The following is an 18,194-nucleotide window of genomic DNA, read 5'->3' on the forward strand; positions in this document are numbered from 1 at the left end:
TCAAATGGGTAAAGCAGAACAACTTGATTACGTTTATCAATGTGCAAAGTTGATGGTTGATAATGGATATCAGGTACTAAATAATCCATTAAGTCTTTTACAATTTTATACCAAATCATGTGCTGTGAATAAGCAGGCTAATAATTCCACAATGGATAAGGCTAGTCAATTATTACTAAATTTGGAATTACCATATCATAAAAATTTAGTACTTTCGGTGGCTAACTCTTGGTTTAAGTGTGTAAATAAGGAAAACAGCGGAACCAATATCAAAAATTTAACAGCCAATGATCTAACTAAAAAAGAGCGGCAAATGATTAGTGATTTGGATCAGCTTGCAATTCAAGCTTCCCAACAAATAGCCGAAGGATACAGAACAATTATTGTGATCCTCGATGAATTACGCGTAATTCTCGGATTACCAGTGGATCAACAGAGTCAATATGCACCAGAAGCACTTGAAGCTTTAAAGAAAATAACAGATACAGACGAACGAGCATGTCTGTTAGCAGAGTACTGGTTAGAGCGGGTGGCTAAATGGTAAAACTATTTATTTGTCTAGGAGCTGCTTGCATTGTAATTGGATTAACGTTAATCCAACCTAGTTATACTAACGACCAGCTGCATAGTTTAATTAACCCTAGTGAACCGAACTTTAGTCGTCGGGAGAAAAAGTTAATGATTACAACTGGGGTAGCAGCATTAGTTTTCATTGTCACTGTATGTTTAGTAACTCTCTAAGGAGCATTCGTAATGGAAAAAGAACAAAAACAGACTAAAAAGCATTTTGAATTATTAAAGCGACTAAAAGAAATGTATCATCAAATTCATTTTTACAGTATTCCGTTTGCTTTTCTAGAGGCATTTTATACATTTGGTGGTCTAGCTATTTTTTCTTGTTTAGTTTTAGCCGTACTACGTATTTTTTAGGGGGTACGGAGAATGAAATTAAGTCATTTTTCCTTGCAGAATAAGAAAATTTCCGAACTAGCAAAGTTAGCGGAATTGATTCAAACTAAAACGAAAGAATACCAACAATTGGCCAGCGACGAATACAAAGGCATTACTGAGCAGTTACGCAAACGTTTGAAACAAGGAGCCACAGAGGCTGATGTTTTGCCAGATGCGTATGCGCTTGTTGGTGCGGTAGCAACCCATATCTTACACATGACTCCGTATAAAGTTCAGATTATGGGTGCCATAGTACTTAATGATAATATGATTGCTGAAATGCACACAGGAGAGGGTAAAACTTTAACAGCCACAATGCCACTCTATTTAAATGCAATTAGCGGAAAGGGCGCCCATTTGGTTACTGCAAATGCGTACCTAGCTAAACGTGATGCAGAGGAATTAAAGCCGTTATATAACGCACTTGGCATGTCAATTGGCTTTACTGATGAAAACGAAAAAAACGTAAGTAAAAAGCAAGTCGCTTATAAGAGCGATATATTATATACGACTGGTCCAGCAGTTGGGTTTGATTACTTAAATGATAATCTTGTCGAACGTCCTAACGAACGTCGCCAACGTGGTTTTAACTACGTTCTGATTGACGAGGCAGATAGTGTCCTATTGGATAATGCTCGAACACCATTAATTATCTCGGGGAAGTCACGGAATCTTAGTGCTGACTATCAACGAGCAGATGTTTTTGTACGTCATTTAAAAGACGAAGAAGTGATTGTTGAAAAGGAGCAACAATCTGTTCGCCTAAAGCCAAGTGGAGTATATCGCGCACGCCAAATGTATGGGGACGATTTGTTTATTAACCAACGCGCCAACGTTCACTATATTATGAATGCTTTACAAGCCCATTATTTATTTGAAAACGGTGTGGATTATATTACCAAAGATTCCAAAGAAGAAGGGGTCAAGGCGGTTGAATTAATTGACTCCAATACTGGTCGTGTTCTTGATGGGAATCACTTTTCTGAAGGAATCCATCAAGCCCTTGAAGCTAAAGAGAATGCAATGATTCATAAGCAAAATCAGACTTCGGCTAGTATAACTTATCAGTCTTTATTCTCGATGTATACAAAGGTTGCCGGTATGACCGGAACTGCAATGACTGATCTTGACGAATTAGAAGCAATCTATGGATTAAGTGTCTTACCTATTCCAACTAATAAACCAGACCGTCGTAAAGATCTACCTGACAAAGTTTTCGGTAATATGCAAGCCAAGTTTAAAGCAGTCGCTGAAGCGATTGTTAAGTATAACCGAAAGGGGCAGCCAGTTCTGGTAGGAACTAATAGTGTCCTTAGTTCTCAAATGTTACATGATCAATTGGATAATTACGGAATTGACCATGAAGTTCTTAATGCACTTAATCCAGAATATGAAGCCAAGATTGTCGCTAATGCGGGTAAGAAGGGTGCAGTTACTATTGCAACGAATATGGCTGGTCGAGGAACTGACATAAAGATTTCAAAGGAAATTGCAGCAATGGGTGGCCTCGTTGTGATTGGGACAGAAAGGCAATCTTCTCCACGCGTTGATAACCAGTTACGGGGAAGAGCAGCACGTCAAGGTCAACCAGGGGTTACTCAGATTTACATGTCCTTGGAAGACGACATTTTTAAGAGAATAAAACCGACCGGATTGGAATATTACCGGGAAAAGTATGCAGAAAGTTCAGATGAAATTTCTAGTTCGCATTTAATCCACTTATTTGACGTTGCGCAAAAGGAAATTGCACAGCAAAACTACGATAGTCGAAAATCGGACTTAACATATGAAAATGTGATTGCGCATGAGCGGGAGGCAATTTATCACGAACGCCGAAAAATTGTTGACTTAAACTATGAACCGCTTAAAGTCTTACAAAAGATTAATTCAGATGTAATTACTAACTACTTTGATTGCGTTCAGTTAAATGGACAATACGCTTTAAATCAACGCCATCGTTTGCAGAGGCTTTTTCGTCGAATAACTAGTACTAGTGTAAGTCGGGAAGCAACTCGTAAAATCCAGCGAGAATTAGTTGATCCGAGTATTGGTGAGCGTATCAAGTTGGGACGTCAATATGACAGTTTAGATGCAGTTAAGCAGTTCCTTATCACAGGGTACAACCGTGAAGCGGAATCGTATCAGAAATTAGCAGGAGACAACTTCCGTATTATGGTTAGCAAATTATTTCAGGTAGTTATTGATGAAAAATGGAGTAAAGAAATTGGTTTTCTAAATGATCTCAAGCAAATGATTACGTTGGAGGGTTATCGTCAAGCTAATCCATATGTTGAATACCAACGCCAAGCTAGTGCTGCATATAGGGAAATGTTACTTCAAATTGAAAAAGAAGTTTTCAATCGGATCTATCAAATGAAGATTTATGTAGTTGGAACAGGGGACGGAAGTGAAGAAAATGGAATATCGTGATTGGTTAATCAGGGAATTTAAAGAATTATCAAACGAAGGCTGTAAATCAACGCGGTGTAAGCAAGTAATCACGCTTTTATCCCAAACATCTGATAAGAAGCTTGACTTTGAACTTGGAATGTATCCTTACTTACAAGATGTAATTCAAGCATATTTAACATATAATAAGCCGGTTTTAGGTAGGCAACTGATAAAGTATACAGGAGAGCAAGTAACAGATATTGACCAGTTATTTGCTGATTGGGAAAAACAAATGCTAAAATCAATCCGTTTATTTTAAGGAGGGACATACTATGCGTGAAACAGAGCTTGATATTCGGAAACAGCACATCATTGCTAAACGAATGTTTGTCACGATTTGTATCACAATAGTATTTATCGCAATTACCAAGATTCCGCTACCATTCCTGGATAATGCGCTTTTATTGAGAACAATGCAACATCATAGTAATCAGTTAACACAGATGTTATCCATCGTGGCCGGAGGAAATATTCAAGAGGGGAGTATTTTTCTTGTAGGTTTGACACCTTACATTACCGTCCAGTTAATTTTTCAGTTTTTGCAGCTGGGGATTTCACCACGATTGAAAGCAATTTCTGAGGGGCCAAATGGTCAGCAAAAGATTGCGAAAATGATGAAATTTGTAACTGCACCATTAACGCTGGTATTTGCTGGGGAAACACTATTACTACTTGAAAAGTTAACCCATAATCAGCTTTTAGTCGTACACAATTATCCAGTCTGGCTAATAAGCTTATTATTAATGCTAATCATTACAGCGAGCACATTAACTGTTATATGGTTAAGTGATTTAAACACGTTATATGGTTTGGGTAATGGAATTAATTATTTGATTTCCTGTTCAATTATTGTTGGGATTTTGGAAACGGCAAAGTTTAAAGGGAGTATCCTTCGCGGTTGGAGTCATATTTTAGGTTCTAAACTGGTACCCGTAATGTTTATTGTACTGATGGTCTTCTTATTGTATAACGCAATCTGTATTTGGTATCAGTCATCTACGTTTCAGCTAAAAATGCAATTCGCAAAGCTAGATTCATCAATTGATACATCAGGAAACCTACCATTAAGTTTAAATATTGCAAATGTCATGCCAGTAGTTTTAACGGGTATGCTGATCCAAGTAATAAATTTATTCGTAATGATGTACTGCAAGAAATTAGTAGTACTCGTTAATTTTAAATCATGGGCTAGTATTGGGTTTTATAGCATAATGTTGATTATATTCACATATATTTTTACGTTCTGTACCTTTTATCCTAAGAATTTGACGGAAAGGATTGAACGAATGAATGCGTATATCTTAGGTATTGACCCCACAACCAGTACTATTCATTTGTTTTGGCGGGTATTATCGTTCTTAGCAACAATTAACGTCGTTTTCTTTATGATAATGGTGATTATACCTATGATTCTATTAAAGTTAGCAGGTCTATCAGAAAGCATGGTAATGGGGATTTCAAGTGTTCTAATCGTTGTTACTACAGAAGCGGATATTAGACGTCAGATTGCAGGCTTACGTGCCAAGCAGCTACCAAATGGTATCATCTCATAGACTAATGTGGAATGCGCTTTAAATAAAGTGCATTCCATTATTTTTGTATTAAAACATAATCGAATATACTATAATATAAGCATATTCGGAAAGGTATGGTCATTATGAATGCAGGTTTTCAAAATATAAAGCAGAAGGATACGTTGTTACAGCACGATGGTTAATACGTTAAAGAAACACCGCAGGCTATTTTTCTTTGCAGGAAGTTTTATCGTATTAATGATCTTTATTTTTTCGATTACAATCGGCGTTTGGTATCAGCAACAATCAGGGAATTGCGCTGGAAGTCAAGGTGGTGGTCCCGCAACAGGGCAAACTGCCAATGGTAACGATAGACAGTTAGCTCAGGCTGCTTGGAAACAATTTAAGGCAGTTGGGTATTCTGATGCAGCCGCCGCTGGAGCAATTGGAAATCTACAATATGAATCTGGCGGCCATTTTAACGTTCATGAAGAGGAAATCGGTGGCGGTGGTGGTTACGGATTACCCCAGTTTACTGGTAGTACACTTACCCAAGCCCGACAAATTGCGCAGCAACAACATTTTAATTTCGACACTGTTGAAGGGCAGATTCAAACATTAGATTATTCATGTTTACATAGCGGACAATGGATCTCTAAAGATGGGAAATCATATGATCAATTTAAACAAATGACTGATCCTAGTGAAGCGGCCGCTTCGTTTTTGCATGATTATGAACGTCCAGGTGTTCCAGCACTTGCTGCCCGGCAACAAGATGCTAAACAATGGTTTGCTGCTTTCGCAAAAGGAAACGATAAGACTACGGGCGAAGCCAAAGATTTTGCGGCTACTAACTCTAACGGTGCTCAAGGCGACGATGGTGATTGCAATGCTGCCGATGGTACACCGGGGGCAACAGGGGATATTGTCTCACAGGCACGCGCTTGGATGGGTTGGTTCCATTATGGCCAGGTTCATCCAAGTCCAACTTTAGGATCAGATCTCAAAAATCCCAATAAGAACGGAATAACAGATTGTTCTGGTTTTGTCTGGTTAGTACTTAATAAATGTGGATACAAAGTCCCACCACATATGGGTTGGTTCACTGGTACAATGGCTGCTGATGCTAAAGGACCGCATCATTGGCTAAAACAAGTTGATCAAAAGAATGCTAAAGCTGGTGACATCATTATTGTTAACCAGGGTAGTGGTGCTGGTGATAATGGTCACACGGCAATTCTAGCTGAAAATTGGCATGGTTATGCCACCAAATGTATTAACGAAGGTGGTTGCGGAGGTTCAGGAGGTGTTAATGAAAATACAGTTCAAAACAATTTTGGTTATTTATTAAATGGTGGCGACGTTGTTTTAGCAGAGCCAATTAAGTAAAGTGAGGTTAGATAAAATGAATAAGAAGCAAAGTTCTGGTATTGAGCAACTTACAAAGAAGACACGAAAGTACTCTCTACCGATAATTATTTCATTAGTAGTGCTAGAAGTGCTTACGATTGGTTTGTTGGCTAATAATGGTCATACGGTGTATAAGCTCCACCAAAAAATAAATGAACAACATGTAGAAGCAATTTCACAGCAACGTGAAATTAAGCAACTGTCGGAAACAAAAGCTGTCCGTAATTATAAAGACGTAAAGAAAGCAACTAATAAGGGGTTAGACGGTGCCGTGAACGCTTTATACACATGGGATGGATATAGTTACCCAAACCGGTATCCTAAAGCAGAAAAGTATATGACACGTAAAGTCCTCAAAAGTGTTTCGTTAGACGGTAAGTTGCCAACTAAACACGATATTAAATCTGCTGCGAAGGATTATCGTTCCATCCATGCCAATAGTAAAGTAACGGAAATTCAAAACGGTATTCAAGATATTAATGGTACCAACGTATCTGGCTTTGTTTGGATTACAACACGATACACCGCATTTAATAAAGATACAACCAGTACGCAGCAAGTGAAGTATACCTACAACGTTGCTACGCATAAGTTCACGTATTTTAATCCAGAACCATTTTCGGGGATCATGAACGGTGACTAAAAACAGAATTCTAAGATTTTTAACAGCTTTTGTTGTCATCTTAGGCATGAGCATCCATGGAAGCTTATTACTTATAAAACAAGTGCACAAGGAAGAGATTAAGCAAACTGCAGTAAGAGTAATTCCCGCTAAAGCTACGGTTGTTTTTTACAAAGACACTTGTCCAGATTGTCAACATGTGTTTATGGAAGTATATCTTTGTAAACTAATTAAACACAAAATTTGTTTGGTGAATTTAAACAATCCGCACAATCGGAAATACATTAACCGTTACCAATTAAAAACAGTGCCAACAATGGTTAATAAAGGCCATAGATACAGCGGAACAAATTATAAAAACATAGCTTTGATTTTACTGAAAGGAGATTGAGATTAATGCAAGATGATCATTTACGTAATTTGGATAAACACCTTGAATTCTTTGTATATCGTCCAGGAATTTATGCTATTCGAGTTGCAGCACTTGTTTTGATATTAGCTGGTGTTTTATTCTTAACGGGCAACTTAGCAATTTTATAAATGCAGTTCGAAAGAAGTTTAAGAAGCGCAATACTACAAGTTAGCTGCCTGTGAATGTACTTTATGTTGCGCAACGTATGTATAGAAAAGACCTCTTGTTATGACAAGAGGTCTTTTCTTAATAAAAATTCATATTGCGAATCTAATCGAACAGAAGACGATATTTATTTTGAAATACCATATCCTGTTGAGCAAAAGTTTGACGATTTAACCATGCTTGAAACTGTGAAGCGAAAACATTGAAGTTGTCTGAAACTCGCACATATTCAGCGGTGGGACTGTTTTGCAACAAAGCATTCGCGCTTTCCGGATTATCGATAAGAGCAAAACGGTTATTAGCAGCGTCATTGAACATTACCATGTTATTGCCAACTAAGACTGCCCGGAACCGTGATAACCATTGTTGGTTAATAATTAATTCCGTTTCTGTTTGAAAATCGGGTTCAATTGCTCGAATACGGAATGGTTCATCCTCAGTTGTAACTGGTGTTCCCGATTGCGCAGGATCATCTGTTGTAAATTGATTCGTTTCTTGTTGGGTTGCTTTCTGTAGTTGTACTTGGCTTTCCCATATTTCATTAAAATATTGCCGCTCCAATGGCGTGGTTAATTGCTTTTCTGCAGCAGCGCGAAAATCTTCCATTCGACCGGAGCCTCCACTATTACGTAATCTATTGATTACTTCCAAGACATGCTTGTAAGCCTCGTCCTCACTTTGATTTTCGTTTTCCTTCGGAGCATCATTTGTTGTTTGCGGCTCATCAGTTTGACCATCAACAGCAGTATCCTGCGTTGGAAATAATTTGTCTAATTGTTGTTTTAGTTCGGCCAATCGTTCTTGCTCCTCTCGCACCTCGTTGTCACGTCCTTGATTTATAAGAGAAACAATTAATTGTTGTTTTTGTTTAATCTGATCCTGCAATTGATCATAGGCTTTCTGCCGTGGACCACGCTTATCTCGACTACCACCAGTTAATTGTTTTGTGATGCTATCTTGCTTATTATTGTCCGGCAATTCAATTTCGACTCCATTGCCAGATTGTTGTTTTTTTTCAACAGAAGTTAAGTTAAGTTGTTCAGGTATAATATCAGCTTCCTTATCTGGCTGTTTTGCATCTTGTAACATTTCTACAAGAGAACCATATTTTTTTGTCCGTTCACTAACGTATGTAGTGCTGATGTCTACTGGTTCCTTAGCATTATGATGTTTATTAAAAAAACTCATTACATTGTTCCTTTCTATATTAGAATGTACTGTTAACTAAATAATACTGGTTTTTCATTGCTATTATAGTATAATCGACGATAGAGATAAATACCCGAATATACTGTAATTACAGTTTATTCTAATTCTTAGGAGGTTTATTATGGTAAATCCAGAAGACGAAAAATTGCAAGCTTTACGTAAAAAGCTAAGTGAACAGGGAGCAGAAACTAAAAAAGAAACAAGTCCTTCGACAGAAGGAACAATAGCACCAGAAGATATTCTGGAATCAAAATCGGAAGTTAAAGCTACGGATAAGACAAGTAAACCGTCAAATAGGCAGCAACGCGAATATAATGCACCAAGTTTTGAAGAAATGGTAAACGCCGACGTGATGTATCCAATTCCATCAGAAGAACTGGTGCAAACGCTACGTAATTCATTAAATAAGGTTCATAATCAACGAAGTTTCGTAAGTGGCCCAAACGAGCGACGGATGCCAAAACAGGATATTTATTCTGGAATCGTTGACGAAATTTCAATGGATCCAATTATTTTCCCAGAAAGGACAGGCTACGGTGAAGATGCTTACGTGGTAGTGCACTTAGACAATGGCTTACGTGTGTATGTTCCAGCGCGGCAGGCCGGGTTAACGCAACCACGAACTTTAACGCAAATGCGAGGGCAGCGTAAGTCAGTTGTTATTACAGCGTTATTCGACCGGGATAACGACAATGAATTCGGTAATCTCCCAACTTCTTACGCACTCGGCTCAATCCAATCGGCAGAATACCAAATTGGTGCAGAATTACGAGCTGAAAGTGTTAATCATCAAGATGCTTTCTTGAACTACACACGGACTGGATTTATCGAACGGCTGATTCCGCGTGACGATTCGGTTGTAGTTACAATTGATTTAACTCGCGAAGGGAAGGGTTACCTGAGTATTAAAACATCCGTTGATAACTTAGTTATGCGGTATCGGTGGCAACACGTTAACGACATCCCGTTTCTCCAGGAGGGTCAAAAAATTAACTTCCGCTTTACCGAAATCATCGAGCGTGAAATTGATAATGAGCAGAAAGGAATCAAAGGAACGTACTTCGAGCTCGGAATCAGCCGAGAAGATATTCCAGGTTTTGCTTCCGAAGAGAAAGGAAAACTCTTTAATGCAATTCGTGGAAATACGGTGAAAGGCTATGTTTACGGGATTAGCAATCGGACAGGTGTCCTGGTTGAACTTGCACCCGGACGCGTATTTGCAGCAAATCCTTCATTCCGAGGTGTTTCCCGTAACTTACAGCTTACAAAAAACGATGTTCGTAAGCATACAACGGTATATTGTCAACTGGACCCTCGGATTCATGATTTAAAGTCGTTACAGAACGTTAAACGTCCTGTTATTATCATTGGAATTGCCCGTGAATTTGAGGATAATCAAATGGCGTTGAATAAAGGAACTTATACTATGCCATCACAAAAGGCCATTAACAAATCCGCTCAACGATTATCAATTAAACCCCAAAATAAGCGGCGGAGTCCCCGTGATTTACAGTTTATTGATGAACTTGAGAATCGTCTAAATGGATCAGATTCCGATGATAAATAATGGTGTGAACTATGCAGCAGATAACAAACTACAGTGTTTCCCAAGAACAAGAAGTGCTTAAAACACTTCACTTTGACCATACAATTTACGGATACACACCAAATCGGTCAATGCATGAGCTAAACCGCGTGCAAGCATTAGCACCAAAATATGGTGGTTCCGACAGTCTAATTCATGTAATTTATGAAATGCTAACGCAATCAGAACATCGTATGATGTTAGATATGCTAAATATGTTGGGCCAATATGGAAGTCTCTTATTCTACCAGTTAAATCAATATACATGGCAGAATAAAGAATTTTACGGAACGAATCATCCGCAAAAACGGACAACCCAAGATTTGCGTTTACTCTGCTTGTTAGGGTTAGTCGAACGGTTACGTTTCAGTATTACCGCTGACGCCTACACCGATAAAGATGGCCAACAGCATCCTCAACAGGTACGCGAATCAGATGCGTATACTTTAACCGAACGAGGACGGGAGTTAATTCGTCACCAGGAACCCGAAATGTCACAGACGTTTCCACCAGCGCTGAATAGTAACGATAATTACGCAAACTATCTTCATTGCTGGCAAGTTTATGATTTCGACTATCTGCTAAAAAAACAGGATAGCTTTATTCAATCGCAGGTTGAAGTTGACCGCCATCATTATGTGCAATACCACTGTTGGATTGAACAGGACGAACAAACACTGCTTGAATTAGTTGTTAACCTACCACTACAAATGAAGCTATTGGTTAACAACCAGCGGCTGGGTAAGCAGGAAGCAGGATACACCTACAATCAGAATACACTTATTCGCTATGCTAGACGCTTTCACCCACGGTTTTATGGTGTGAAGCCGTTACCGGAAAGCTACGCAGATTACAAAGTGCAGCAATATGGTGTCATTCGTGTTTCCCAAATTCCGCGGTTAAGTGACTTTAAGGCGCTTTATGAAGGTTATAACGGCTCTGGAGAGCTACTCTTGTTAATTGGAAATGGCTATGATAACGGCGTTCGTTTCGATGAACAAGTCGGTAAAGGCCAAATTAGTAACTGTTTTTACCACTATGAACCGGCGAAGAATGAACAGGATAAGCCAAAATTATCCCGGATTGTACTATAAAAGGGGCGAATAAAGTGAATCATAAAAAGATAGGTGTCTTAGTTGTGATTGCCGGGATTCCATTACTGCTTACTGGGTGTGGCCAACATAGTGAACAACAAATTACTCGTATGATCCCCGGTGATAACGGCAACGGTAAACAAAGTCAGCAAGCACAAATCAGTGCGTTAATGGCTCAAGGGAAACCGTATCGAGTCGGTGAGTTTATTACAGTACCCGTTGCTTTTCAGAATAATGGCCAAAGTGCTCTTGGATTTGATTCTTCAAATATTCATCTCCGGTTGGCGCATACAAAAGAAGTTCCGGTTAAAAAGCTTTTCCGAACAGTTACGGAGAAGAAAGTTATTCATCAAAATCTCAGTATGTATAGTCCTACAGACGAGACCTCATCTCAATTTGAATTGGACATGAATAGTAATGATCAGTTCCAAACTTTCTTAACGTTTAAGTTAAGTCATAAACAGGCGAAAACGTATACTGATAAAGAAATTGCTCAGGGACAACTAGAATTTACGATGCCGAATGGAAAACAATTAAAAGCATCAGCAATCGGTAACAACATATCTGCCGATAACCTGAAGACATCTTTGGCTAGTGATGCGCCAATCACTATTAGTGAATACTATAATAATATCCAACAAGTGATAGACCAATACTTGCAAACTAAGAATCAGAGTAGTAGCGCTTCATCAACTGATGATGATAGTCAGGTAAGCGGAACAATGTTAAGGTCGGATCCGCAATTTATCCAGGAAGTGAAGTCATTAGATTACGGACCTTCCTACTTAGATTTGCATATTGGAATTGATTATGCGGATAAAAATCACATTATGATTACCGTTGATAATGAAACAAACCAAGCAATGACATTACCATTATCTTCATTACAGCTTGCTGCTGGCAATAGCAATGATACGATGATGGCGCCCAAATATAACAACTATGCGCTTTTTCTACCAGCCAAGAAAATGACTTACGCGATTATTCCGACTTCAAAGGCAATTAGTTCCAAATCATTCTATATGCCAAAAATCAAAATGGGGAAGAGTGACAAGTTTAAGTCCACAGTAAACATGCCATATCCAATTCTGTATGGAGCTGGTAAGTTACAGAGTAAAGGTGATTAATTATGAATACAGGGTTACAAGCATATCATAACCAACAATCCGCAGTACATCACGCGGTTCATAAAAGCTCATTAATCCATCTTAATGCCAGTTCCGCAACAGCGATTACCTGGTTGCGATGGCTGATCCTCGTTGCCCTGATTGCCTTAATCATTATCGGCATTATTAAGCTCTTTACTCAAATTAATAACCCCGACGAGGCAACGGCGGGACTTCAATTAATCAAAGCCGGGATTACCTTTATGCTCTTACTGATTCTAACGGGAGCAACCATTAGCTTAGCTCTAACTTGGGGGATCATGAAAGGCCTAATTATTCTTGCGGGAACAGGAATTATTTGTACCGTATTAATCCAGTTTCCACGCCAACTATATAATGCAATCTCGATGGCTGTTTTTCGAGAATGGTTTAATGATAGCGATGTAGAGCGTGATATGGTTAACGCCTTTACGCAGCTTCACGTTCTACCATTAATATTTATTATTGTCACTGGTGGAATTTTGTTCATCTTTTGTGTGATTCATCTTATTTCGGTTTTATAATCTGAGGAGTCTTTAGAATGTCAGAACAGAATACAAACGAAAACAAGACAACTTGTTTACTTTCACGCGACGAATTATGCCACCTGGTTTCGGGTGGAACCCTTATCATTAGTGGCATAACAAACGGAAAGGTTAGGGTACGGCTTAAACCTGATCTTGTACAAGCCTTTAATGATTTCTTTGAAAAATACAACGCGTAAAAGCAAAGACCAGTGAAGCAAGTTAATGTACAAACTGTCACACTGGTCTTTGTATTCTAAAATAATAAATACAGCGCTTACTACCTACCTAATAAAGTTAATTTCTTTAAGACGACGCATAACTTTAGTATAGAACTCCTTGATAGTGTCAATATCGCATTTTGATAAATCATCATAATTAGTTGAGACTAGGATGTTAGGCTGATTTACACCAAAAAAATAGTGCTTATAGTTGTCATAAAATTTATAGGTTACTATATAACTAGCCCAGTCATTACTAAAGCCTTTAGCCAAAATAATATAGAAAGCGAGATTGTTGTGAATATTAAGTTTCGACAATCCGTATGCCCTGGAGACTTTATTATTAAACGTCATTTCCATGATTTCTGGTGAGTTTACCATTTCGCTATTTTCTATGGTCAAAGTGGTGATACCGCCATTATTATCTGGGGAAAAAAAGTAAACGTTTGAGATAATTCCGCCTTCAATCTTAATATGTGGCGCTAATACCTGACCAGTAAATGGTCCATTCGTATCTGTTGTAAATTCAATCAATCTTTTCGGGTTTTCATGTGTTTCTTCTTTTAAATCATGTGTTTCTTTTTTTTAAATTAGAGGACTAGTGACCTTCGTTTGAGCTAACACTTGCTTAGTTAATTCATTAGCTTTCTTTGCAATTTCATTAGCACGTTTCGTTTCCTTGCTAGCTCTTTCTGCAATTTTATTAGCACGTTTCGTTTCCTTGTTAGCTCTTTCTTCGATTTCATTAGCTCGCTTAGTCAATAAAGACGTAACGATAATAGCAATCAGGGCAATAATTGCAGAAATAAGGCCACTAAAGTGGTTTAATGTGCTGAACATGGTTAATTCACATCCTTTAATGAATAAAAATAAGTTCAAAAAAACTTTATATCGAACCTTTTCGTTAATTCTTAAATCGTGGAGCATTTTTCGGAGTTGGAACGAACATTTTATAATCAACGTATGGAGCCCCATCCTGATAATCGAAACTAACTCCCTGATCCACGTTAAATAGATAGACATTAAAATCCAAGCCATCGGTTCCGACCGCTTGAATATGCACACCTCGAGCCATCAACTCTGTTCCGCGAAAGACTGGTTGGGCTTGAAGAATCACACGTGCACCGTGTTCCAGTGAATGCTTAACCCGTAGTTCATAGATGTTCTGCAGCTCTTGGTTGCAAAACGAAGTTTGTGTAAACAGATTATATGGATTATCAAGGTCACCCGTAACTTTGAAGCGATCATATTGACCATTTTGCTGGATTCCTTTAGTTAGCGAATACCCAATCAGATGTCCACGATTAATAAGCGCTTCACCCTTAATATTCGACATAGAATGACTGTTCCAACCCGTTGGCCGTAGTGTTTGCCGTACTCGCATGGAATCATCAGTAACATTCGCCGACATTAAATATGCCGTTACAGCTCCTGATGTTCGTTGAAAACCATCTAACGGTTGAAATTCTACATGGCACGTTTCCCAGTCGTTAATGTTTAATGTACTTTGACCATTATTGACCTGAATGATCGGATATTCTCCTGATACATAATCTAGATTAACTAAATCCTGTGGAACACGAACAGTTGATAAAATCCATTCATTATTATAGTCAATCCACTTCCAACGAATAATTAAGTAGGCCAGATAGAGCGAGCCGCAAAATACTAACAAAAACAATACTGTGATCAGAAAACCAGCATGGCCAAATAAGTCAATCCAGGTTGAATAAACCCCAAAGCTTAAAGCCGCTATGAGCAGGCAGGCTAGTATCGGGTGTACCGTTGCCCAAGAGAACGATTGATCCAATGCAGTAATGATTTTAAGTCGAACGGCCAAGTAGTTTAAATAGAAAATGTGTTTCTCGTTATCCCATTCTTTTTGCGATTTCTGTTTGATACAAACCACCTTCCAACAAACAATTTTCTCCAGCGATATTATACCAGAAAGAGGCTATTTTTAAATGCGCATTCTACGCTTATTCAATGGGATAATTAATCATTCTATCTGAACGCCGCACGAAAATGCGTCTCTCAGCACCAATATATCAAGCAAAAATTTACACGAAATCGAATTAACAAAAAAGCGAAACCCCATAAAATCAACATTTTTGAGCCTTGCTTTTGTGCATGGCATTTATGCGCCATAAGAGCTTAAATAACAGGAGTTTACGGTAATTGCTAATTACGTTTGCCATTACTTCTAAAATAAGTAATGGCAGGCTTTAATGAGTAGTGATATACTAAGGTCATTAGTTAGAGTATTTTGGTTTATTCCGTATATACAGTTGTTTTAGGATTATATAAACAACATGTTTATCCAAGAACAAAATAATCTACTTAATATTCATTATTATTTTGCGACACTTCTATAGCCGAAAGAATTTTAGGAGGGAGTAGCAATGCAAGATAAATACAGATTTCGCGCTTGGGATAAAATTAAAAAGAAGTATATCTATAACGTAGAAAATGGGTTAAAGGTTTGTCTTCCTTCTGGCGATACGCACGTAATGAGTATTGCAGAAATTAATAACAGCGAACACTATACATTAGAACAATGTAGCGGAGTAAAGGATAAGAATGGTCAACTCATATACGAAAATGACATTGTACAAGTAACAAAAGTCGCGGGCTATCAAAAACTCCTTTTAATTGTTTTAGAAAACGGCAATTTTATGACTTACGATAGCAACGGTTCATCATTTACGACAGTAGATAGAATGGTTAACAATGGAACTGGCACGATTGAATTCCTTACTAATAAAGTTGTCAGCAATGTTCACAAAGATACAAATAGACAACGGTATGAAGGTTAGCTAAATAATAGTTAACGCATTATCCAAAGGAGGTTCACTAAAATGGGGGAAACAATTGTTTAACATTAGTGGCAGTATTAAGCCGCTTAACCAAGCGTTTATCGTCTAAGAACGCTATCACAACGTATTTAACTAAGAAAAACGTTTCGCATAATGATATTCATAGTGTTTTGTCAAACATGACACCTAATCAACATAACATGTATGATGATGACTTCTGTCATTAAAATAAGAATTTTAATAACAGGTAATTTGAACGACAGATGTACCCTACTTCAAACAAACATAGAGATGATAAATAGATGATAGAAAGTAAATCACGTTCATGGACACGAAAAACAACTACAAACCATAAACATAAACGTGGTCAAAAAATGAAAGAAAACGAATCATGGATTACCTCCGTCAAACCTATTAAAGATGATGCCGTAATCTCACGTTTATTAGATGAATTATCCAAAAACAAGAAATTAGGGCTTCGAAATAAAACCATTGCAATTGTCGGTTTTAATACCGGTATGCGAATCTCTGATATTTTGAACTTAAAGGTAACAACCCTTTTCGATGATAATGGTCATATGGTTGATAATTTTCGGAACGTTGACATTAAAACCAACCATACTAGAAGTAATAACAAAGCTCACGATGTTTTTTTAACTCCTAAAACAAAAGAAGCTTTACAACTGTATTTAAAGAAACGCGGTAATCGCTCACAATGGCTCTTCCCGTCTTCTAAAAATCACCGTAAGCCTCTTTCACGCGTCCAATTTGCGTCCATTTTAAACCAAGCTGCTGCTCATGCTGGTATTCCAGACGTTAATACCCACACTCTCCGGAAAACGTTTGGCTATCGTTTCTATAAACAAACCGGTGATATTGTCACTTTGCAGCATATTTTAAATCATACCAGTATTTCAGTAACGCGACACTACATCGGTTTAGATGATGAAGAGATGCAAAAGAAGATGAATCGGTTCCATGATATTTCGCTTTAAGGAGGTCATTTATATGGAAGATAAAATTAAAAATGATACTCTCCAGAATCCTACGGAGGATAACCCTGCTCCCACAAATTCCGTTGATAAGCCTTTAACCAAAGTATTCAAAGGAATTTCGCATATTCGTAATGCACGAAATAAAATCTTGTCGCATTTCATTTACCAGTCTTATCCCCCTTTTGTACGAGCAGAACAGCGAATACAACGAACGCTTTGGTTTGGCCTAATTTTAATTATCGGAGGATTTTTATTCCGTTTAAACAGTATTTTCCATTTAGGTTTATTTGTTTCGGCCTTATGGATCTTTTATTTACTATTTATTTCATACCGCGAAGGACAACTCATTAAAGCAATGCGTGTAACGGCAAGGTATTTTAATATCTCTCCTCTGGAACTGCGACTAAGCTTTTTTAAACCATTTAATCAGAAGGAAAATCACGTACATTTTGCATTCACCCTTTTTCCGGAACATTCACTTATCGGCAATATTATCCGTGGAATTGCATGGAGAGTTAATAAAAAAGATCCGGACTATGAACGGAGCGTTGCTAATATCAGAACAATTATCAACTATCACCTTCACAACTCCCATGAACTCCCAGGAACAAAATATTCTTTCTATATTACACTCCCTGTAACTCCCGAGAATAAAATACAAGGTAAGTATGATTACTTCATTAACAATGGTTTGAAGCTAATTCCTCTAACACAAAATGACCAGTTAGCGTTAAATTACCCGCCCTCACCTTTCGCATATCTTACTAAGCACTCTCTCAGAGAACTTGGGAGTATTGATCATTGGCAGCTCTATAAAATCAAAATCGACAACTGACTACTTAACAATTATTTGTATTTACCTTTACGTCTTTTAATAAAATTACCACAACATAAAAGCACGCTTCGTTTATAAACGATAACGTGCTTCTTTCTTAGAATTCACCTAAATAGGATTCTAAACTTAATGGATCCGTTTAATTCGCCATAATTCTGCAAATCCTAGTCCCAACCCTATCAATACAATTCCGAACAGGGCTGTTCCTTTTGCTTGGTGATCACCGGTATCTGGCAATTGCTGAT

General features: G+C 37.9%; 23 protein-coding genes. 18 read left to right on the forward strand and 5 right to left on the reverse strand.

Annotation, left to right across the window (positions count from 1 at the left end; all coding sequences use genetic code 11):
- Positions 1-4: 4 nt before the first annotated feature.
- From ACI3E1_RS07290 to ACI3E1_RS07335, 10 genes are all read left to right on the forward strand, one after another.
- Positions 5-544: a hypothetical protein gene (locus ACI3E1_RS07290; protein WP_405024995.1), complete on the forward strand. Its 540-nt coding sequence runs from the start codon at positions 5-7 to the stop codon at positions 542-544.
- The gene (locus ACI3E1_RS07295; RefSeq protein WP_405024996.1) at positions 538-741 is read left to right on the forward strand and encodes a hypothetical protein; all 204 of its coding nucleotides are present in this window, start codon (positions 538-540) and stop codon (positions 739-741) included. The genes ACI3E1_RS07290 and ACI3E1_RS07295 overlap by 7 nt, the downstream gene beginning before the upstream one ends.
- A gap of 12 nt (positions 742-753) precedes the next feature.
- Positions 754-930 carry a hypothetical protein gene (locus ACI3E1_RS07300; RefSeq protein WP_405024997.1) on the forward strand — a complete coding sequence of 59 codons (177 nt, stop codon included), beginning with the start codon at positions 754-756 and terminating at the stop codon, positions 928-930.
- Between the two features lie 12 nt (positions 931-942).
- Complete coding sequence (locus tag ACI3E1_RS07305) at positions 943-3,381, forward strand: DEAD/DEAH box helicase (RefSeq protein ID WP_405024998.1); 2,439 nt, start codon at positions 943-945, stop codon at positions 3,379-3,381.
- Positions 3,368-3,661, forward strand: a complete 294-nt coding sequence (locus ACI3E1_RS07310) for a hypothetical protein (protein WP_405024999.1) — start codon at positions 3,368-3,370, stop codon at positions 3,659-3,661. The genes ACI3E1_RS07305 and ACI3E1_RS07310 overlap by 14 nt, the downstream gene beginning before the upstream one ends.
- Positions 3,662-3,674: 13 nt before the next feature.
- On the forward strand, positions 3,675-4,955 hold the full coding sequence (locus ACI3E1_RS07315; RefSeq protein WP_405025000.1) for a hypothetical protein: 1,281 nt from the start codon (positions 3,675-3,677) through the stop codon (positions 4,953-4,955).
- Positions 4,956-5,111: 156 nt separating this feature from the next.
- Positions 5,112-6,305: a phage tail tip lysozyme gene (locus tag ACI3E1_RS07320; RefSeq protein ID WP_405025001.1), complete on the forward strand. Its 1,194-nt coding sequence runs from the start codon at positions 5,112-5,114 to the stop codon at positions 6,303-6,305.
- A gap of 16 nt (positions 6,306-6,321) precedes the next feature.
- Complete coding sequence (locus ACI3E1_RS07325; RefSeq protein ID WP_405025002.1) at positions 6,322-6,969, forward strand: hypothetical protein; 648 nt, start codon at positions 6,322-6,324, stop codon at positions 6,967-6,969.
- Positions 6,962-7,339 (forward strand): thioredoxin, encoded by a 378-nt coding sequence (locus tag ACI3E1_RS07330; RefSeq protein ID WP_405025003.1) that lies wholly within the window; start codon positions 6,962-6,964, stop codon positions 7,337-7,339. Before ACI3E1_RS07325 ends, ACI3E1_RS07330 begins: the two co-directional genes overlap by 8 nt.
- Before the next feature lie 5 nt (positions 7,340-7,344).
- Positions 7,345-7,488, forward strand: a complete 144-nt coding sequence (locus ACI3E1_RS07335) for a hypothetical protein (protein ID WP_405025004.1) — start codon at positions 7,345-7,347, stop codon at positions 7,486-7,488.
- Positions 7,489-7,630: 142 nt separating this feature from the next.
- Here ACI3E1_RS07335 and ACI3E1_RS07340 read toward each other — a convergent pair whose 3' ends face one another.
- Complete coding sequence (locus ACI3E1_RS07340; protein ID WP_405025005.1) at positions 7,631-8,713, reverse strand: hypothetical protein; 1,083 nt, start codon at positions 8,711-8,713, stop codon at positions 7,631-7,633.
- Positions 8,714-8,855: 142 nt separating this feature from the next.
- On the opposite strand from ACI3E1_RS07340, the gene ACI3E1_RS07345 reads away from it, so the two are divergent.
- Genes ACI3E1_RS07345 through ACI3E1_RS07365 form a run of 5 tightly spaced genes read left to right on the forward strand, consistent with a single transcriptional unit; the run spans position 8,856 to position 13,282 of the window.
- Positions 8,856-10,301: a hypothetical protein gene (locus tag ACI3E1_RS07345; RefSeq protein WP_405025006.1), complete on the forward strand. Its 1,446-nt coding sequence runs from the start codon at positions 8,856-8,858 to the stop codon at positions 10,299-10,301.
- Between the two features lie 11 nt (positions 10,302-10,312).
- Positions 10,313-11,413 carry a hypothetical protein gene (locus tag ACI3E1_RS07350; RefSeq protein WP_405025007.1) on the forward strand — a complete coding sequence of 367 codons (1,101 nt, stop codon included), beginning with the start codon at positions 10,313-10,315 and terminating at the stop codon, positions 11,411-11,413.
- A 14-nt stretch (positions 11,414-11,427) separates the two neighbouring features.
- On the forward strand, positions 11,428-12,540 hold the full coding sequence (locus ACI3E1_RS07355) for a hypothetical protein (RefSeq protein ID WP_405025008.1): 1,113 nt from the start codon (positions 11,428-11,430) through the stop codon (positions 12,538-12,540).
- 2 nt (positions 12,541-12,542) lie between these two features.
- Entirely contained in the window at positions 12,543-13,082 is a 540-nt protein-coding gene (locus tag ACI3E1_RS07360) for a hypothetical protein (protein WP_405025009.1), read from the forward strand.
- A gap of 17 nt (positions 13,083-13,099) precedes the next feature.
- Positions 13,100-13,282 carry a hypothetical protein gene (locus ACI3E1_RS07365; RefSeq protein ID WP_405025010.1) on the forward strand — a complete coding sequence of 61 codons (183 nt, stop codon included), beginning with the start codon at positions 13,100-13,102 and terminating at the stop codon, positions 13,280-13,282.
- Between the two features lie 84 nt (positions 13,283-13,366).
- On the opposite strand, the gene ACI3E1_RS07370 is transcribed toward ACI3E1_RS07365, so the two are convergent.
- The 3 genes from ACI3E1_RS07370 to ACI3E1_RS07380 all read right to left on the reverse strand — a co-directional run bounded on the left by ACI3E1_RS07370 (position 13,367) and on the right by ACI3E1_RS07380 (position 15,212).
- Complete coding sequence (locus tag ACI3E1_RS07370; protein ID WP_405025011.1) at positions 13,367-13,837, reverse strand: hypothetical protein; 471 nt, start codon at positions 13,835-13,837, stop codon at positions 13,367-13,369.
- 51 nt (positions 13,838-13,888) lie between these two features.
- Positions 13,889-14,143, reverse strand: a complete 255-nt coding sequence (locus ACI3E1_RS07375) for a hypothetical protein (RefSeq protein ID WP_405025012.1) — start codon at positions 14,141-14,143, stop codon at positions 13,889-13,891.
- A gap of 64 nt (positions 14,144-14,207) precedes the next feature.
- Positions 14,208-15,212 carry a hypothetical protein gene (locus ACI3E1_RS07380; protein ID WP_405025013.1) on the reverse strand — a complete coding sequence of 335 codons (1,005 nt, stop codon included), beginning with the start codon at positions 15,210-15,212 and terminating at the stop codon, positions 14,208-14,210.
- A gap of 493 nt (positions 15,213-15,705) precedes the next feature.
- On the opposite strand from ACI3E1_RS07380, the gene ACI3E1_RS07385 reads away from it, so the two are divergent.
- The 3 genes from ACI3E1_RS07385 (at position 15,706) to ACI3E1_RS07395 (ending at position 17,949) form a co-directional block, all read left to right on the forward strand.
- Positions 15,706-16,119, forward strand: a complete 414-nt coding sequence (locus tag ACI3E1_RS07385; protein WP_405025014.1) for a YopX family protein — start codon at positions 15,706-15,708, stop codon at positions 16,117-16,119.
- A gap of 374 nt (positions 16,120-16,493) precedes the next feature.
- Positions 16,494-17,114, forward strand: coding sequence for a tyrosine-type recombinase/integrase (locus ACI3E1_RS07390; RefSeq protein ID WP_405025015.1), 621 nt, complete (start codon positions 16,494-16,496; stop codon positions 17,112-17,114).
- Positions 17,115-17,127: 13 nt separating this feature from the next.
- Entirely contained in the window at positions 17,128-17,949 is an 822-nt protein-coding gene (locus tag ACI3E1_RS07395) for a hypothetical protein (protein WP_405025016.1), read from the forward strand.
- A gap of 126 nt (positions 17,950-18,075) precedes the next feature.
- On the opposite strand, the gene ACI3E1_RS07400 is transcribed toward ACI3E1_RS07395, so the two are convergent.
- Positions 18,076-18,186: an LPXTG cell wall anchor domain-containing protein gene (locus tag ACI3E1_RS07400; protein WP_405024879.1), complete on the reverse strand. Its 111-nt coding sequence runs from the start codon at positions 18,184-18,186 to the stop codon at positions 18,076-18,078.
- Positions 18,187-18,194: the final 8 nt, after the last annotated feature.

The organism is Ligilactobacillus sp. LYQ139 (assembly GCF_045033025.1).
Taxonomy (GTDB): Bacteria; Bacillota; Bacilli; order Lactobacillales; family Lactobacillaceae; genus Ligilactobacillus.

Excerpts from the sequence above, each read along its gene's own strand:
- ACI3E1_RS07325 (WP_405025002.1), top strand. The coding sequence starts at position 6,322 with ATGAATAAGAAGCAAAGTTCTGGTATTGAGCAACTTACAAAGAAGACA.
- ACI3E1_RS07365 (WP_405025010.1), top strand. The coding sequence starts at position 13,100 with ATGTCAGAACAGAATACAAACGAAAACAAGACAACTTGTTTACTTTCA.
- ACI3E1_RS07340 (WP_405025005.1), bottom strand. The coding sequence starts at position 8,713 with ATGAGTTTTTTTAATAAACATCATAATGCTAAGGAACCAGTAGACATC.
- ACI3E1_RS07300 (WP_405024997.1), top strand. The coding sequence starts at position 754 with ATGGAAAAAGAACAAAAACAGACTAAAAAGCATTTTGAATTATTAAAG.
- ACI3E1_RS07385 (WP_405025014.1), top strand. The coding sequence starts at position 15,706 with ATGCAAGATAAATACAGATTTCGCGCTTGGGATAAAATTAAAAAGAAG.
- ACI3E1_RS07375 (WP_405025012.1), bottom strand. The coding sequence starts at position 14,143 with ATGTTCAGCACATTAAACCACTTTAGTGGCCTTATTTCTGCAATTATT.
- ACI3E1_RS07305 (WP_405024998.1), top strand. The coding sequence starts at position 943 with ATGAAATTAAGTCATTTTTCCTTGCAGAATAAGAAAATTTCCGAACTA.
- ACI3E1_RS07315 (WP_405025000.1), top strand. The coding sequence starts at position 3,675 with ATGCGTGAAACAGAGCTTGATATTCGGAAACAGCACATCATTGCTAAA.
- ACI3E1_RS07335 (WP_405025004.1), top strand. The coding sequence starts at position 7,345 with ATGCAAGATGATCATTTACGTAATTTGGATAAACACCTTGAATTCTTT.
- ACI3E1_RS07350 (WP_405025007.1), top strand. The coding sequence starts at position 10,313 with ATGCAGCAGATAACAAACTACAGTGTTTCCCAAGAACAAGAAGTGCTT.
- ACI3E1_RS07345 (WP_405025006.1), top strand. The coding sequence starts at position 8,856 with ATGGTAAATCCAGAAGACGAAAAATTGCAAGCTTTACGTAAAAAGCTA.
- ACI3E1_RS07320 (WP_405025001.1), top strand. The coding sequence starts at position 5,112 with ATGGTTAATACGTTAAAGAAACACCGCAGGCTATTTTTCTTTGCAGGA.
- ACI3E1_RS07290 (WP_405024995.1), top strand. The coding sequence starts at position 5 with ATGGGTAAAGCAGAACAACTTGATTACGTTTATCAATGTGCAAAGTTG.
- ACI3E1_RS07395 (WP_405025016.1), top strand. The coding sequence starts at position 17,128 with ATGGAAGATAAAATTAAAAATGATACTCTCCAGAATCCTACGGAGGAT.
- ACI3E1_RS07310 (WP_405024999.1), top strand. The coding sequence starts at position 3,368 with ATGGAATATCGTGATTGGTTAATCAGGGAATTTAAAGAATTATCAAAC.
- ACI3E1_RS07390 (WP_405025015.1), top strand. The coding sequence starts at position 16,494 with ATGAAAGAAAACGAATCATGGATTACCTCCGTCAAACCTATTAAAGAT.
- ACI3E1_RS07360 (WP_405025009.1), top strand. The coding sequence starts at position 12,543 with ATGAATACAGGGTTACAAGCATATCATAACCAACAATCCGCAGTACAT.
- ACI3E1_RS07295 (WP_405024996.1), top strand. The coding sequence starts at position 538 with ATGGTAAAACTATTTATTTGTCTAGGAGCTGCTTGCATTGTAATTGGA.